Source organism: Streptomyces sp. NBC_01092 (assembly GCF_045039535.1).
Taxonomy (GTDB): domain Bacteria; phylum Actinomycetota; class Actinomycetes; order Streptomycetales; family Streptomycetaceae; genus Streptomyces.
In genome coordinates this window covers 8,575,282-8,591,426 of sequence record NZ_CP108659.1, presented here as the reverse complement: position 1 = coordinate 8,591,426, position 16,145 = coordinate 8,575,282, and the positions used below count along the sequence as shown (strand labels likewise).

At 65.7% G+C, this 16,145-nt stretch carries 12 protein-coding genes; 3 read left to right on the top strand and 9 right to left on the bottom strand.

From position 1 onward, the window contains the following. Positions 1 to 528: 528 nt before the first annotated feature. From OG254_RS38710 to cas5c, 5 genes are all read right to left on the bottom strand, one after another. A complete protein-coding gene (locus tag OG254_RS38710; protein WP_405591519.1) occupies positions 529 to 729 on the bottom strand; it encodes a hypothetical protein in 201 nt (66 codons plus the stop codon). Positions 730 to 786: 57 nt separating this feature from the next. Further along, entirely contained in the window at positions 787 to 2,079 is a 1,293-nt protein-coding gene (locus tag OG254_RS38705) for an IS256 family transposase (protein ID WP_405591516.1), read from the bottom strand. Between the two features lie 213 nt (positions 2,080 to 2,292). Further along, on the bottom strand, positions 2,293 to 3,162 hold the full coding sequence (gene cas7c, locus OG254_RS38700; protein WP_405591513.1) for a type I-C CRISPR-associated protein Cas7/Csd2: 870 nt from the start codon (positions 3,160 to 3,162) through the stop codon (positions 2,293 to 2,295). A 55-nt stretch (positions 3,163 to 3,217) separates the two neighbouring features. After that, positions 3,218 to 5,053 carry a type I-C CRISPR-associated protein Cas8c/Csd1 gene (gene cas8c, locus OG254_RS38695; RefSeq protein WP_405591510.1) on the bottom strand — a complete coding sequence of 612 codons (1,836 nt, stop codon included), beginning with the start codon at positions 5,051 to 5,053 and terminating at the stop codon, positions 3,218 to 3,220. Between the two features lies 1 nt (position 5,054). Continuing rightward, positions 5,055 to 5,771, bottom strand: coding sequence for a type I-C CRISPR-associated protein Cas5c (cas5c, locus tag OG254_RS38690; protein ID WP_405591508.1), 717 nt, complete (start codon positions 5,769 to 5,771; stop codon positions 5,055 to 5,057). 273 nt (positions 5,772 to 6,044) lie between these two features. Between cas5c and OG254_RS38685 the strand changes: the two genes are divergently transcribed. After that, positions 6,045 to 8,261 (top strand): CRISPR-associated endonuclease Cas3'', encoded by a 2,217-nt coding sequence (locus OG254_RS38685; RefSeq protein WP_405591505.1) that lies wholly within the window; start codon positions 6,045 to 6,047, stop codon positions 8,259 to 8,261. Between the two features lie 341 nt (positions 8,262 to 8,602). Next, entirely contained in the window at positions 8,603 to 9,070 is a 468-nt protein-coding gene (locus OG254_RS38680) for an NUDIX domain-containing protein (RefSeq protein WP_405591502.1), read from the top strand. Positions 9,071 to 9,369: 299 nt separating this feature from the next. On the opposite strand, the gene OG254_RS38675 is transcribed toward OG254_RS38680, so the two are convergent. Both OG254_RS38675 and OG254_RS38670 read right to left on the bottom strand, forming a co-directional pair. Beyond that, on the bottom strand, positions 9,370 to 10,362 hold the full coding sequence (locus OG254_RS38675; protein ID WP_405591500.1) for a restriction endonuclease: 993 nt from the start codon (positions 10,360 to 10,362) through the stop codon (positions 9,370 to 9,372). 401 nt (positions 10,363 to 10,763) lie between these two features. Beyond that, complete coding sequence (locus OG254_RS38670) at positions 10,764 to 11,654, bottom strand: transporter (RefSeq protein WP_405591498.1); 891 nt, start codon at positions 11,652 to 11,654, stop codon at positions 10,764 to 10,766. A 324-nt stretch (positions 11,655 to 11,978) separates the two neighbouring features. On the opposite strand from OG254_RS38670, the gene OG254_RS38665 reads away from it, so the two are divergent. After that, positions 11,979 to 12,254 carry a helix-turn-helix domain-containing protein gene (locus OG254_RS38665; protein ID WP_405591495.1) on the top strand — a complete coding sequence of 92 codons (276 nt, stop codon included), beginning with the start codon at positions 11,979 to 11,981 and terminating at the stop codon, positions 12,252 to 12,254. 118 nt (positions 12,255 to 12,372) lie between these two features. Here the strand turns inward: OG254_RS38665 and OG254_RS38660 are convergent, their stop codons facing one another. Continuing rightward, entirely contained in the window at positions 12,373 to 14,133 is a 1,761-nt protein-coding gene (locus OG254_RS38660; protein WP_405591492.1) for a UvrD-helicase domain-containing protein, read from the bottom strand. 5 nt (positions 14,134 to 14,138) lie between these two features. Continuing rightward, a complete protein-coding gene (locus OG254_RS38655; protein ID WP_405591489.1) occupies positions 14,139 to 16,115 on the bottom strand; it encodes an ATP-dependent nuclease in 1,977 nt (658 codons plus the stop codon). Between the last annotated feature and the right edge of the window lie 30 nt (positions 16,116 to 16,145).

Below are 16,145 nucleotides of genomic sequence, written 5' to 3'. Positions count from 1 at the left end.
AAGTTCTCGACATTGCGACCCTCAGTCGCCGCGTAGGGGACCGCAGTCGCCCAGGAGAGCGACTGCCATGTGCCGACGGCCAAGCAGCACGGTGTGCCCATCCCGTGGTTGCGATCCTCAGTCGCCCCAAGGGCAACCGCCACCTTTCGCGGGTCGATCCGTTCCTTGTAGAGGTCGGTGTTGCGATCCGCAGCCGCCCTCCGGAGGACAACTGCCACGGCTCGTGCTCGGGACCGGGCTTGGGCAGTTCAAGCCGTTACGATCCGCATTCGCCGGAGGACGACCGCCGCGCCCGCGAGACCCGGGCCGAGGCGCCGAGCGACGAGCTGTTGCGACCCTCGGCAACCGGGGAGGGCAACCGCAACACGTTGTCCTTCTGGACTTAGTCGGTCACCGAGTTGTTGCGATCCTCCGTCACCCCGGAGGGCAACCGCCACCTGCTTGTGCGCGTGAACCAGCAGCGCGCCCTCGAAGTTGCGATCCTCGGCCACCCCACAGGACGACCGCCACCTGGCGCTCGCCGACCAGCTAGTAGGAGTGTTCGACGTTGCGATCCTCGGCCGCCCCGCACGGCGACCGCCGCAGGTCAACCACCAGCACATGTCCCACACAACCGTGCAGTCGTGATCCCCGGCCGTCCTGAAGGGCGACCGCCACCATTGCCCGGCCGATTTCGTGCGGCTCGAACATCCGATTGCGATCCTCGACCGCCCGGAGGACGACCGCCACGCGGATACGGTCCCTCGCGGGACTGTCAAACGAGTGGTGTAACTGGGTTAGTTGAGGTTACTGACGGGCTGCGGAGAGGCGGCCGTCGAAGGTGATGTCGAAGGCGTTCAGTGCGGTCTTCCAGCGCATGGTCCAGCGGGCCTGTCCCTTGCCCGTGGGGTCGAGGGACATGATCGCCATGTAGACACATTTCAGGGCGGCTTGCTCGTTGGGGAAGTGTCCGCGGGCCTTGACGGCTCGGCGGATGCGGGCGTTCACCGACTCGATCGCGTTGGTCGTGCAGACGATGCGGCGGATTTCGGTGTCGAACCGCAGGAACGGGGTGAACTCTTCCCAGGCGTTCTCCCACAGTTTCACGATCGCCGGATACTTGCGGCCCCAGGCGTCGGCGAACTCGGCGAACCGGTCCAAGGCGGCCTCTTCGGTGGGAGCGGTGTAGACGGGCTTGAGGAGCTTGGCGATTTTGTCCCAGTCCTGGCGGGCGGCATAGCGGAAGGAGTTCCGCAGCAGGTGCACCACGCAGGTCTGCACGATCGTCCGCGGCCAGACGGTCTCGACCGCCTCGGGCAGGCCCTTGAGCCCGTCGCAGACCAGCATGAGGACGTCGCTGACGCCGCGGTTCTTGATCTCGGTGAGGATGTGCAGCCAGTGCTTGGCGCCCTCGCCGCCGTCGCCGGCCCACAGCCCCAGGATTTCGCGCCGACCCTCAGTAGTGACGGCCAGGGCGACATAGACGGGCCGGTTGGCGACCGCGCCGTCGCGGATCTTCACGTGGATGGCGTCGATGAAGACGACCGGATAGACCGGGTCGAGGGGGCGGCTCTGCCATTCGGCCATGCCCTCGAGGACCTTGTCGGTGATGGTGGAGATGGTCTGGCGGGAAACGTCGGCGCCATAGACCTCCGCGAGGTGGGCCTGGACCTCGCCGGTGGTCAGGCCCTTCGCGGCCAGCGAGATGACCATCTCGTCGACGCCGGTCAGGCGCTTCTGTCGCTTCTTGACGATCTTCGGTTCGAAGGAGCCCTCGCGGTCGCGGGGCACGGTTATCTCCACCGGGCCCACGTCGGTCAGCACGGTCTTGGAGCGTTTGCCGTTGCGGGAGTTGCCGCCGTTCTTGCCGGCCGCATCATGCTTGTCATAGCCGAGGTGGTCGGTGATCTCGCCCTCCAGGGCGGACTCCAGCAGCCGCTTGGTCAGCTGCTGGAGTAGCCCGCCCTCGCCGGTCAGCTGCAGACCCTCGGCCTGGGCCCGGTGCACCAGTTCGTCGATCAACTGGTCGTCCACGGCCTTCGCCGACACCACCTCTGCCGACTCGACAGACTTGGGATCGCTCACGTTCTCACTGGTCATCGATGCATCTTCCATGATCGGGAGTTACACCGAACGTCTTACAGTCCCTCCCTCGCCGCACAACCGGCCGGAGTGGTTGCGATTCTCGGTCGCCCGGCGGAGCGACCACTACAACGCGGCTACCCAAATTCCGTCGAAACTCTCAGGAGTTGCGCTTAGCTGCTATTCGCGGCGGTGGGGTGCGTCAGCCGATGTTGTGATTCTGGATCAGCATCAGTCGGTGAGGCTGGTGAGGGTTACGCCCTCGGGCATTCCGTCCTGGTCGATGGTGATCCGGTCGGCGTATTCGTCCCAGGATCGTGCCTCGCTGTGGCCCAGCGGCTTGACGCGGATCCGGTCGAACAGCTTGTGGGCGGGGACTCGCCCGTACGCGTCGTCGTGGGAGAAGACGTACAGGCCGCGGAGGGCCATCTCGCCGCGGGAAGCGGCGCGGTCGTGGTCGAACATCATGGTGATGGCCTGCCAGTAGGCGGCCAGGTCTTCAGAGGTGACGCCGGCCTTTGCGCCGAGGGCTCCGGAGTAGAAGCCGTGGCCGCGATAGAGGCCGTAGGGCACGTAGTGCTTGTTGCCCATCTCGGTGACCTTGCCGTTGGCGATGTCTTCGGGCTTGTTGGGGGCGACGCGGGTGATGCCAGCCTCGAGCGGGGTGACGGGGTCGATGGAGCGGGAGAAGGTGAGCTGCATGGGGCCGCGGGCCTTGCCGGCGTGCTTCTTCTGGTCGCCGACGGACATGACGGCGCCGAAAAGCCGAACGTCGTAGAAGTTGCGGATCATCCACTGCTGGGCGGTGGCGGTTTCGCCTTCCTTGGCGCCGCCTTCGTGGTAGGCGCGCTGGATCTGCGGGTTGAGGGCGACGCCCTCCTCGACGTACATCTCGAAGCCGGGCTGGCCCTGGTGGGCGAGGGTGATGGCGTTGCGGATCTTTCGCTTGAGGGCGACGTCGGTGATGAAGCCTTGGCTGGTGATGGGGTCGATGCGGGGCATGCCGCCGGCGTCGGGGTCGCCGTTGGGGTTGCCGTCCTTGACGTCGATGAGGAAGACGTAGTCGTGCTTGCGGGTGGGGTCCAGGTGTGCGGCGGTCATAGCTGTACTGGTGTCCTTTCCGGGTTGGATGGATGTGGTTGTGGGCTGTTGGGGCTTAGCCGAGGGTGCTGTCCGTGCTGCTGGATTCCTCGGTGGCTTCGGGGAGGGCGTCGGCTGCCTGCTCGCCGGAGAGTTCCTTGCCGAGTTCCCGGGCCTTGATGGCTTCGGCGGCGGCCCGTGCGGAGTGGGCGCGCTGGTGTTCGTAGCCGAGGATGAACAGGGCCTGCTGCTCGGCGTTGAGGTGGGCGGGGAGAGTGTCGAGCAGGTCGAAGGCGTCCCGCATGCGGTTTTCCATGGCCTTGGCGGCGGGTTCGCTCGTGCGGGCGATGGTGCGCAGGTGGGGGCGTGCGCCGATGCGGAGCCGGGTGAGGGCGGCTCGGGGCGAGACGACCGCGGTGGTGAGGTACTTGTCGGTGATGGTGGTGTTGACCTTGGGCATGGCCTTGCGCTGGATTGCTTCGAGCATGGCCATGATCCGGCCGCAGACGTATCCGGGCTCGGTCGATGTGGTGTTCAGCTGGGGCATGCACAGCTCCTTGTGGCGGGTGGTTGTTCGGGTCATGGCGAGGCGCAGTAGCGCGATGCGAGGTCGGTCGATGTGGTGGTCGGCGCGGATGCGCTGCATGAGGACCGGCAGGAGGTGGGCCGGCGGTGGGGTGCCGTGGAGTGCGGCTTTGGCCAGGTCGGCTTGTAGATGTGCGGGGACGGTGGTGTCGATGTACTTGTTTTTCCGCTTGTCCCAGCGGGCGGCAGCCAGGGCGAGGCGCCATACCGACCAGTAGAGGTGGGTGTCGGTCCAGCCGTCCCAGGTCTGTTGGTCGGCGAACCAGCTTCCGAGCCGCTGTTTGAGGTCGGGGACGGGGATGTTGATCCAGTCGGCGACGATGACCCGGTTGGTGTTCACCCGCAGGGTGACGGCGTGGAAGGCGTCCTCGTCGAGGGCGGCCCGCGCATCGCGTCCCTTGTGCGGGTGGCTGAGCCCGTCGATGAGTTGGGCGACCTCCGTGGGGTCGGGGTTGTCGAGGGTCCACATGTCGGTTTCGGTGGCGGGGTTGCGGGTCCACCACACGATGGCCGAGTCGCCGGCGAACGTGCGGTGTTCGGGGTCGGCCAACAGGGTGTTCAGGGCGGTGGTGGCCTTGGTTCCGCACGTCACGCAGACGGGGGTGGCGCCGAGCTGCTTGACGCCGGCCCGGTAGTGGGCGGGCTGGTTGAGGCAGATCAGCTGCGTGTTCATCCCGGAGTTGGGCAGGCCCTTGACGGGCACCGGGAGCGTCGACAGCAAGGATCCCGTCTCGCCGCAGACGAGGCAGATGCCTTCCTGGCTCTTGCCCGGCTTCCCGCTCTTGGAGATCTTGACCTTCTGGGCCCACCAGTCTTGTGCTTGCGGCAGGTCGTGGATCCATGCGCCGTCCACGCTGATGGCCACGAGGTGCGCCTGGTCCATCGCCTCCGGCCAGCGGCCCGGCGTGTAGCTGTCCAGCCACGCGGCCAGTGTGCGGGCCTGGGGAAGGTCGGGGTGTTCGTCGCACCAGGAGGTCACCATGGCGCGGTAGGCGGCGTGCCGCTGCCGGGCCTTGGTGATGTCCTTCGGGCTGGTCGACGGAGCCTTCTCTCCGTCGGGCTGCTTGACCAGCCCGGGATGGGCTAGGACGTACAGTGCGCTGTCGGTGAGCAGGAACGGCGGCGGGGTGGTACCGGAGCGGCCGGTGTAGGGGGCGGTGACCTGCCGTGGATCTTTCCCTTTGTCGGGGCGCAGATCGATGATCAGCGGCTCGCTGTCGCCGCTGCTGGACAGGTCGATCTGCCACATGACCGGCCGGCGCTGGTAGTAGTCGGGGACCGCGTCCTCGCGGCCGTCGGCGTGCTGGACGAGGCTATGCAGCAGCACGTCAGGCCGCCCCCTCGGCAGAAACGCGGCCCTCGGCACCGGGCATCCCGCCCGCCTGGGCGGGATCGAGCGGGCGGTCGGGCACGTGCAGGACACCGCGTTCGAGGCGGGCGCGGAACCAGTGGTAGCGCTCCTTACCCTTGGGTAGGTACTCGATGTGGTGGAGCATCAGTCCGATCTCGTCGATCGGGGGGATGCCTGCCCGGTCGGCGGGGATGACGGCGCCGGCTTCCTCGGCTGATCCGCGGGGGCCGAAGAAAGCAGCGAACTCGCGGCAGCCGAAGTGGGGTTGCTCAAAGCAGGCACCCCGCTGGAGACGGCGGTCGAACTGGTCGCGGTACTTCGGCAGCGGCGCGGCGCAGCGGTCGGTGGCGTTGATCGTGGCGTGGATGCGGTAGGCGACGTCACGCAAGGCGACGGTAACGCGCTGCCCGCGGTCCTCGGCGACGTCGTAGCGGTAGCCGGAGTTGGCGCGCAGATCCTCGTAAGTCTTCTTGGTGATGACCGAGTTGTTGACCTCGTTACGCCGGAAGGTCGTCCACTGCACCGGCTTGAGCTGTTCGATCCGCTCGATGCGGTAGGCGATTTCCGGCTTCCACAGGATCGCCTCCAGCAGCCCGCGTGCCGCCGAGGGGGTCATGGTCGGGTAGGAAACCCGTTCGACCTTGAGTTCCGGGCGGGTGAAGCAGGCCAGCGGGCCCCACGCCTCCACCTGCACGTGAAGGGGCCGGTCAGCCCTCTCCCTGCGCTGCCGTTTATGCCCCGTCATCATGCATCTTCCTCCCTTATGCACCGGCCGACTCGGCCCGTTGTCAGTGCTGGCCGCTAGCGTCGTGGCGCCATCGCGAGCCACAACGAACGCGCGGCAGATAGCGGTGAATGTGATGGCGTGCTGGGATCTCAGCGTATAACTGATAGAAAGTCAAATATGCCTGAAAACAAGGTAGTTGACCCGTTAGGTGGCCCAGTGCCGGTTCCGGAAGGACGGCTCGTGGCCCACTCACCCGGCCGTCGGGGCGTCTGGCACTGGTACGAAGACCACGCCCACGGCACCGGCGAGCTGGCACGCGGTTTCGCCGAAGTCTGGGGAGGCGGAGACCTCGCCCGCCGACTGGGGCGTGACCACGACACCGGTAAGGGCGCGTGCGCCTGGCAGGACGGGCTGATCGAGGAGGCCACGACCGGCCGCAAGGTCCGCCGCCCTCCACACCATGACGCCGGGGCGTTCCTGTTCGCCCAGGCGGCCCGGCGCCATCCGGTGCTGACACCGTTCGCCGGAGTGATCGAGGGACATCACACCGGCCTGCCCGCCTGGTCGGAACTCAAGGTCCGGCTCAAGGCCCTCATGCGGAACTCCGCAAAGGTGGACGAGGCGATCAGCCGCGTCGCCAGGGTCATGCCGGAGATCCTGGACGGAACCTGTCCGGCTGCCCCCAACTGGCTTGACCCGCACGACCGGACCAGTGTGGAGATGCTGGTCCGCATGACGTACTCGGCCGTGGTCGACGCGGACCGGCTCGACACCGCCGCCCACTTCAGACCCGGCACGCACCCCCAAAGGGCCGTGAGCCTGGCGGGGTTGTGGGAGCGGTACGAGAACCGCCGCCAGGAGATGATTGCCGAGCGCCGACGCCGCACCCCTCCCTCATGGCTGGACCGGCTCCGCGAGGACATCTACGGGGAGGCCGTCGAGGCAGCCGCCGGCAAGCCCGGGGTCTACCGGCTGCACCTGCCGACCGGTGCGGGAAAGACGTTCACCGGGGGAGGCTTCGCGCTCCGTCATGCAGCCCTGCACGGGCTGCGGCGCGTCATCGTCGCGGTCCCGTTCATTTCGATCACGGAACAGAACGCGGCGGTCTACCGCAGCCTGCTGGATCCCGAGCACGGGCCGCGGACGGTCCTGGAACACCACTCCGCCGTGAACTTCGAGACGTCCCACCGCCCCAACCCATGGGCGAAACTGGCCGCGGAGAACTGGGACGCCCCGTTCATCGTGACCACCACCGTCCGCTTGATTGAGAGCCTCTTCGGCGACAGCCCCTCGGCCACCCGCCGACTGCACCGGATCGCGAACTCCGTCCTCGTACTGGACGAGGTCCAGGCTCTCCCCGACAGCCTGCTGACACCCATCCTGTCCGGGCTGCGCGAGCTCGTGGAGCACTACGGCGTGACCCTGGTGCTGTCTTCGGCGACCCAGCCGGAACTATCTGCGCTGAACCCCTGGCAGACCGGACTGCCGCAGCGCGAGATCGTCGCGAACCCCGCGCCCCTGTTCGAGCGACTGCGCCGGGTCCGGTACGAGTGGCGCACCGGCCCAGCCGTGACGCTTGGGAGCATCGCCACCGAGGCTGCAGAGCACACCGACGCCCTGGTCGTGGTCAATGGCACCAAGGACGCCAGCCACGTGCACAAAACGTGGCTCGTCGGCCGCGGAGAGAGTCCCGGCGTACTGCACCTGTCGACCCGCATGACCGGCGGTCACCGCCGAGAGACCATCCAGGCCGCCAAGCAACGACTGGAGGCCGGCCTGGGCACGCTGCTGGTGTCGACGTCGTTGATCGAGGCCGGTGTCGACCTCGACTTCCCGCACGGATTCCGCGCCAGGTCACTGCCGGAGTCCGAACAGCAGGCCGCCGGACGCATCAACCGCGAAGGCCACCGCCAAACCGAAGAGAGCGTCCTGACCGTCTTCGAACCGACCGACGGACTCCAGCCACAAGTGATCTACAACCGGTCCGGCATCGCCGCAGCATCCCGCCGATTCGGCAAGGACCTGGCAGCCCCCGACGACCTGGACGCCCTGCGCTCCTACTACCAGCACCGCTACCAGCTCCAGGCCGGACGCTCCTCCACAGATCCCGACGGAGCCACCGGAGAAGTCATCGAGGCACTGCGAGAGAAGCTGGACTATCCGGAAGTTGCCCGCAGAATGCGCATGATCGACAACGAGCACTCCGTGGCCGTCGTCGTCATCCGCTCCCAGCTCTCCCACAAGGAGCAGCAGGCCGCCCGGGACGCCATCGGGCAACTCCGCGACGGAGTGCCGACCCCGGAGACCTACCGCGCTCTCCAGGACCACATGGCATCGATCCCTCACAAAGAACTGGAGACAGCGATCAGCGCCGGTCACGCGGTCGAAATCGCCGGTGACCTCTACGAGTGGACAGGCCCCTACCACCCGCATCGCGGAATCGAGCCACCCAAGTAGAGCGCGCAACCACAAGTGAAACCGCGACGTGAAGTTGCACTCAAGGGAAACGTCCGCTTCACCCTATTCCCGTCGTCCCCGTAACCCTCCAGCAGTGCCTCAATACAGTGGCCTCGCAACCCCGGCTTGGGCAACCGCAAGCCCGGCGTGTGAACGAACTGGCGCGATTTATCAAGCACTTGCGGAGGCCGCAGCCGCTGGGCAGTAGTACAGCGCGCCTACGCCACACCATGGCCAGGGTTCTGCTTGGTGCTGGCTCCGCCAGGCTGGACATCCAGTCACCCAAAGGCGGTACTCCGCCTCGGCTTCTTGCTGTACCGCGACCAGAAGGAACCCGATCCATGACCGACGTCGTCAAGCGCAGTGCCCGCGCCGTTCTCCTCGATGGTGACGAGCTAGTCCTGATCAAGCGCACCAAGCCGGGCCGGGAACCGTACTGGGTGACGGTCGGCGGCGGCGTGGAAGCCGACGACGAGTCCATCGAAGCAGCCCTGCATCGCGAGGTGTTCGAGGAGCTCGGCGGCACAGTGGACCGCGCGGAACTCGTCTACCTGATCACCGACGAACTGGACGCTGGCATCGGCATCCAACACATCTTCGCCGCCCGCCTGGCGTCGATGGACCTAGCCGCACGGACCGGCACCGAGTTCAGCCAGCCGGGAAGGGGCGAGTACGAGGTCGTCCGGGTGCCGTTCAGCCCTGCCCATGTCAGCGAACTGAACTTGATGCCGCCGAAGTTGGCTGAGTTCATCGCCGCCAACACCAGAGCGATCGCCTCTGTTCTCGACACGCCTGTCCGCAAAGCGTGAGCTTCGGTGCCCACCGTGCGGCCTGACTTCGTCAGTCTTAACGGCCCTGACAACGTCGGCAAGACGACGCAGCTGCAGCTGCTGGCCCAGAGCCGCCCCGGCCAGCAGCCGCTGGGTGCGATCCACTCGCCAAGCCGCCCAGTGGACTACTCGGATGACCGCTACACCCATTAGTCCGAAGCGCAACTGGCTCACCCACTAGGCCCCTTGCGCATCGTTGTCGGAGTGTCTGGCCTGTCTTCATCTCCACCGGAACTCCGACGGCCGGATTGAAAAAGAACGGAGCCCTCACAATGGACTCAAGAAAGTGCCAGCTGCGCCGGAAAGTAACAGCTTCCAGTCTGGTTTGCGTGGCGCTTCTTCTGCCCCAACAGGTCATCCAGGGCAATGCGACCTTCCAATACGCAGTACAGATCGCCGCCATCTAACGTGATGAACGACGTGCGCTTGCCGTATTCGCGAAGCGCTCCAGCACTGAAGCCGTTAACACTGACGAACAGCCCGAGGGCGTTCTTGCCTTTACGTCGAACCTTGGCGTCGAACTTGTCAAAGTCCTCGACTTCAACCGCACCCTTATACCACTTGGCCTCGACGATGTAGTCATCTGTATCGAAGGTCAGGGCACCATCAATTTGCTCCGACTCTAGGACGTAGGACAAGCGCGGGTCGAGGTCGAACAGCGCAAAAAGTCCTGCCAGGAACGGTTCAAACAAACGCCCGGCTTTCTGGCGGTCGGCCATCTGGCCGAGCTCCAGGAACTGATCTTTGAGGCCCTCAAGCTTGCCAGCGAAGCCACGCTGCTCCTGAATTGCAGCACGTCGAGCAGCTAGCTCGTCTTCTAGGTCTTCCCGTTCCTGGATGATGCCCTGGTGCTCCTTGGTCCAGCGCTTCAGAGCGGCCACGGCGTCGCGGGCTAGCGCCGTCAGTTTGAGCGTGTCCTGGGCGCGACGGAGACCGGGGAACTCCTCCAGCTGTGAGACCTCCAGCATGAGGTCGAGCGTGAGGTCCCGATACTCCTCTTCGTGCTCCATCAAACGGTCGACAAACTCGTCCGCGAAGCGCGCCTTGTAGTCGTCGAAGTCGATGCCAACCAGGAGCTCGGGATAGTCGATGACACGGCGCCGGATGAAGGTGGCGAGATCGCGCTTGTACCAATAGATCGCAGCCAGAGCGTGGCTCAGGGCGCCGTACGCCGCCGGATGGATCCGTTGTGAGCGCGCCGATGATCGACTGGTGGTCAACTGACCAGCCCTCCCTCCCCAGTTGTGAGCCAGCGCCGTCGCTGCGCCCACTCCAACAATGTTACCGACTGCGACTGACAGCCCGAACTCATGGAAGGGAAGACAGTCAGCCGACTTCACCGTCGCCAACATCGCCGCGGCCCCGAAGCGACGCGCCCCTCGGTGTTGCTGCCACCGGTCCTCGCTCATATCGCAGAACTTGCCTCAGGGATGCCGCAGCTACGCGTCCGGCCGACAGCAGGGCAAGGAGCTGTGGGCAGACAGTACGTACAGCAGTCGGCCTCCGAGTCCAATTCAGACGCGCAATGTAGCGGTGGAGCCCCGGTTACCGAAACCGGGGCTCCACCGCACCATTAGTAGTCCACCGCCACGACCTGCCCGTACGCCGAAAGGGACACCCGACGACCACAGACCCGACCCCTGACGCTCATGGCCAGGATGCCGTCGAGCGATCAAGCCGCCGCGTAGCTCGCCAGGAACAGATCCTGCGCTCGCTCCACGTCCCTCGGCGTGCGGAGCTGCACCTCCAGGTCACCCGTCCCGTGGTGCCCGAGATCGGACACGTCCCGGGTGAAACCGGGAACGAGGTCGACGTGCTCCGGGTCGACCTTCAGGTAGACCAGGAGCTTGCTCCGCTGGGGCGGGCACACGCAGGCGAAATTCCGCAGACGCTGATACGCCCGGTACTGCTTGCGCTCGACGCGGTTGACGCCGTCTCCGAGGCCGAGCAGTGCCTCGTCGACCGAGTTCGCTAGCTCCACCATGGGCGTGGCCAGCACGTCGGCTGCCGTCCGTGTGACGGCCTGTCGACGAGCTCGACGGGCTACCTGTACACCGCCGCTCACGGACGCCACGGCTTCAAGCCCAAGCAGGTCGCTGCCGAAGAGTCGGTAGCGGACCAGGTCGATCGACCTCCGGTGCTCACGCACGGCATGTACGTCGTATCGCGTGAAGTCGCCGGCGATACAGATCAGGCGTGGCCCGCTCCACAGCACCTGGGACGCGGCCGTAGCCCCGAACCGGTCGCGGACCAGGCGCTCGAACTCGGCCCGGTGGTCCATCAGCCACGAGAGGTAGAACAAGCCCTGGTTGATGACGCCCGCATCGACGCCCCGCTTGTACTCGACGATGACCGGCGAACCGTTCTCGTCCAGCCCGAGCGAGTCGATCCGGCCCCCGTGGACCGGCCCGGTGCTGTACTCGCTCACCAGGAAACGAACGCCCAGTAGTTTCTCCATGTGCGCCTCGATGAGGCCCTGCACATCTGCTTCGACCTCAACAAGACGCGACGCGACCTCGGTCACGCCACCATTCGCCGTGTGGAACAGCTTCAGGCCCGGCACCTCCCCTCCTCGGCTCGAAGATCGACAACACCGGGCGGGTGCAGGATTATTTCCGTCAGGGGCTCCGGCCTCGGACTCCGACGAGAAGAATGTGGTTTTAGGCCGGACAGCGGAAGCTGCGCGCTCCCCGCCGCGACGAGCCGCGGCCAACGAGCTATGGACTAAGTGCTCCACCGGCGCGCCGAGCGGAGCAGGATAGCGGACAATCGCCGGTTACCGAAACCGGTGTTCTCTCGGATCATTGGTAGCCCACGCCGTCACCCGCACGTCCATACTCCTCTACTGCCGGAAGCAACACAGAATCGAAAGGCACTGCCGACAGGAATGCCCAGCCACAGCAGCGCAACGCAGCACGGGCAGTTCAGCCCCGCACATATACGAGCCACCTGGAGCGGAACCGCGAGCGTCGAAGAGGCAGCCCAAGCGTTTGGGCTGTCCAGGTCGAAGAGCTACGACCTCGTCCGCCGCGGCGAGTTTCCCTGCCGCGTGCTCCGTATCGGCCGCGCCACCCGCGTTGTCACCGCATCACTGCTCCGAGTCCTGGAAAGCGGCGAACCGGAATGCAACGCCGTCGACAGCTGGCACAGCACCCGCTCCTGACCCAACGTGCCCATGGCCTCGATGGACTATCGTCCTCGGACCGCGACCGGTGAGAATCCCAAGGCGAGCCGGTGCCCTCAGTGAGGCCAGAAACCGAATGCTCCTGGTCTGGGCAGCTCTACGTGGTGCTGTATGGAACGCCCTTGACGTCGAGTAGCGCAGCAACTCGACTCGAGTGCTTACGATGCAGGGCACACACGAGCAGTTCCTGCGCTCGGGAGCCAGCCACGTAGAGGACACGCCGGGCCTCGGTGTTGTGGCCGCCTTCCCAGTCGTCCAAGACCGTCCGCCCAGTCATCGGGTCTACCCGCAGCCTGTCCGGAAGGACAAGTACGACTCCGGGGAATTCCATGCCCTTGACACCGTGGACAGTGGAGTAGCGGACGGACGGGCTGTTGCCGAAACTGGAGACACTGGCCCAAGCGGCCTCCGGTGGTGCTTTGAACAGCTTGCCCAGATCGCTGGAAGCCGGGGCTGGCCCGTCCCCCCAGCTGACTGTTTTCAAGAACTCACGCACCTCGGCAGCGAAGTCGAGCCGGGTCTTGCCTTGAGCGTCGAGCCCCAGAGCCATCCGTACTGCGAAGCTCTCCAGCCACCGAGGGTCGACGCTGATCTCCTCGCAGACCGCGGTGAAGCTGTGATGCTGTGTGTCCCGCCCGACGGTGAGCGTCGCCAGGATGGCTCGCTGCACCTGTTCGACGGCCTTGCGGCGGGCCTTCGGGTCCGTCTCCCGCGACCGGAGCGTAGATCCGGCGTTCGCGATGGCCAGCACGCGGTTGCTCCCAGCGGCTTCCAGGCCGACGACCCCGGCCGCCTTCATACCGTGAGCTTCGGCGTGGGACAGGACGACGAGATCGTCTGCTGCGAGCTTGTATCGGTCAGCGACTTCCAGCGCCGCGGGCACGATCTGGTCAAGAGCCGAGAACTCGACCAGGTGGACCGGGGTCTGGACGACGGAGTTCTCGCCGCGAGCCGTTTCCACCAGTTGCCCGGACCTCAGTGCGCTGTTGAAGGCACAAATGGCCGGAGAGCTGCGCCAGTTGTCGTCGAATTCGAGTTGGGCAGGGAGGCCGGCGGCAAACTCCTGGACCGCAGCGGGAGTCGCGTTGCGGAACTCGTAGATCGATTGGTCAAGGTCTCCCACCATGACCACACGGACGCCGCTGTCTCGAAGGAAGTGAAGGATGTCGAGCTCTTCCCGGCCACAGTCCTGCGCTTCGTCCACGATGACCTCAGCGAAACGAGCCCGCAGCAGCCCTTCAAGGATCGCCCGCTCCTCGGAGCTGTTGAGCCAGAACGCGGCCAGCAGACGGGCAGCCTCGCAGGTGATGGTCCCGACCCTGAGTAGTTGGCCAAAGATGTGCGACGCCTTGGCTTCCGCCTCGTGTTTGCGCTGCGCCAACTGATGGTGCACCGCGGCATCGCCGAACGTCTTCGGCACCCGGCTCAGGTCCAGATGAGCGCGCCCGTCTGGTTCGAAGTCGAACCAGCGGAACTCCAGGTCTTTGGCCCTCCCTAGATCAGGGACGAGGCGAAAGCTCGTACTTGGCACGTCCTGCCAGGACTGTACGTAGTTGGGCTTCCGGTTGTACGCCTTCACGTACAGCGGGGTGACGATGAAGCGGTGGATGAACGTGTCGAACGTGCCGACGAAATGGGGTGCCCGCAGGGCCTCCGTCTGGCTGCCACACCTGTGTCGGACCTCGTCCACCGCAGCGTTGGTGAAGGAGATCAAGGCGATCCCGCGTCGGGGTTCCTCGGCGGTCCGCTGGAGGAAGCGGGCGACCATGGCCCGGGTCTTGCCGGCCCCAGGGCAGGCCGCCGCGAACAGGCTGTCTGTGGCATCGACGAGGGCCTGCTGGCCTTCGGTGAGCTTCACCTCGTTCAACGTGCCTCACCCGAAGTGTCCGCCAGGACGCCACGGATGGCGTCAGCGAGGTACTGCGGGGCTTCGAAGGTCTCCCCGTTCTCGATCGCCAAGGCCACGTCGTGCGCGAACTCGCCCTTGCCGATGAACTTCTTGTGCTTGCGGAGTTTGAGGTAGAAACCCCAAGCACGCCCCCGTTCGTTGTCGAGGATCTCCTGCCACTTCTTCTTGGAGCGCGTCTTCTGCTTCAGGAAGGCCGCTTTGAGTACGGGCTCGTTGGCCTCGGGCGTCAGGAGGTCGGCTTCCAGGGTGTGGGGAGCCTCGGCCACGTGCAGGTGGTCCTTGGCCCCGATCGAGTCGGCGTGGGCTGTCAGCCGGTCCTTGCGGTTGTTCACCGCGGTGTCGTCATCGTCGTCCGGTTCGTCCTCATCGGTTTCAGCGTCCGCTTCAGGATCGTTCCCGGTCGGGGCAGCTGCTGCCGGTTCCTGGACCTCGACCTGGCCGTCCTCGCTCTCCCCTTCCTCGGTCTTCTTCTCCTTGGGGATTTCCGGGTCGCCGTCGGTGATGACAGTCAGCTTGTCCAGGAGCCGGCACCCGTTGACCTCCGACAGCAGCAGCGTGATGTAGGGGGCGAAGTCGACGCTGCCGACGTTGATGATCGTGACGCTGTGGAAGTCCCGGCGCTGCTTGGCCTGGTCCTCGCCGCCGAAGACGCAGTGACGGGCGATCACCGGCAGCAGGACGGCCTCGGCGATCCCTTCGACGAGGATGACCCGACGGGCAAAGAGCAAGCCGGCCCGGGTGGCATCCAGGTACTGGTTGATCTTCCGCCGCTCGGCCTCAGAAAGCTCGATCTTGGCCAGCGGGAGTGCCTGGGTCTTCCGGCGCAGCACGTCCTTGTCCTGGCCCTGGCCGTCCCGGACAGTCTCCTTGTCCACCCGTGTGCGCAGCGCGACGACGTTCTCGATTCCGACGCTGCTGGCCAGGTTGGGCGAGTGTGTGCTGGCGACGACCTGGATGCGGCCGGCCGGGCCCTGCGTGTCGTCCTTCAGGGAAGCCTCTGCCTGTTCCCGCAGGTAGTCCAACAGGACTGCCTGAAGCTGCGGATGGAGGTGCGCCTCGGGCTCCTCGACGAGGAAAAGCGTCAGCTCCATATGCTGGGCATTGCGCAGTTCCAAGATGACGGTCGCGATGAACAGCAAGTTGGCGTAGCCCAGACCCGACTCGGTGAGGTCGGCCGGCGGGATGCCGGCCTCAGCCATCTTCACTCGCAAGCTGCGCGCCAGGCGATGCAGTTCGTACTCGGCGAAGGTGACCTCGACCGTCTGTCCGCGGACGGAGTCGGTCAGCTCGCGCAGGTGGCCCTGGATCTCCTTGGTCGTGGAGGTCAGGACGGGATGTTCCTTGAGCTGCGTGAACGAGTCGTTGGCCTGCGCGCGAAAGGCTTCCTGTTCGTCTTCCTCGGTGAGGTATCGGATGATCCTCAGCAGCCGGTTCCCGTCCGAGGAGTCCAGCTCGCGCTGCGCATCCCGCAGCGGTGCCAGGTAGACGTGCGCGATCTGGTCGCGTTTATCGGGTTCAGCGTCTGGACCGTCCACCGGACCCACAGTCACGGTCGGACGCATTTGCTGCCGGACCTCATCCCGCTTGTACGTCGTCGTGTAGGCGGCCTGGTTTGATCCCACGTCGAGCGCGGCGATGTAGTGGGCCCGCTGGGCTGCCGTCAGTCCGTCGTACGTCGCACGGAACTGAGCCTCCTGGTCTTCGCGTCCGTGGGACAGGTCGACCTCATCGAACCAACGCGTCGAACGACGGTTCAAGGGCGTCGTGGCCAGCCTCAGCGCTTCGATCACATTGGACTTGCCGGAATTGTTCTCGCCAACGAGCAGCGTGATGCCGGGTTGAAATTCGAGATCGAGGTCATAACACGACCGGAAGTTCTTAATGCCGAGCTGCCGCAGGTACATTCCGGCCTTCGGTTCGTCCTGGCTCACTAACGCGCCCCCGCTAATCCATGAAACCAT

Coding starts and splice junctions, on each gene's coding strand:
- cas7c (WP_405591513.1), bottom strand. CDS start 3,162: ATGACCGCCGCACACCTGGACCCCACCCGCAAGCACGACTACGTCTTC.
- OG254_RS38665 (WP_405591495.1), top strand. CDS start 11,979: ATGCCCAGCCACAGCAGCGCAACGCAGCACGGGCAGTTCAGCCCCGCA.
- OG254_RS38680 (WP_405591502.1), top strand. CDS start 8,603: ATGACCGACGTCGTCAAGCGCAGTGCCCGCGCCGTTCTCCTCGATGGT.
- OG254_RS38705 (WP_405591516.1), bottom strand. CDS start 2,079: ATGACCAGTGAGAACGTGAGCGATCCCAAGTCTGTCGAGTCGGCAGAG.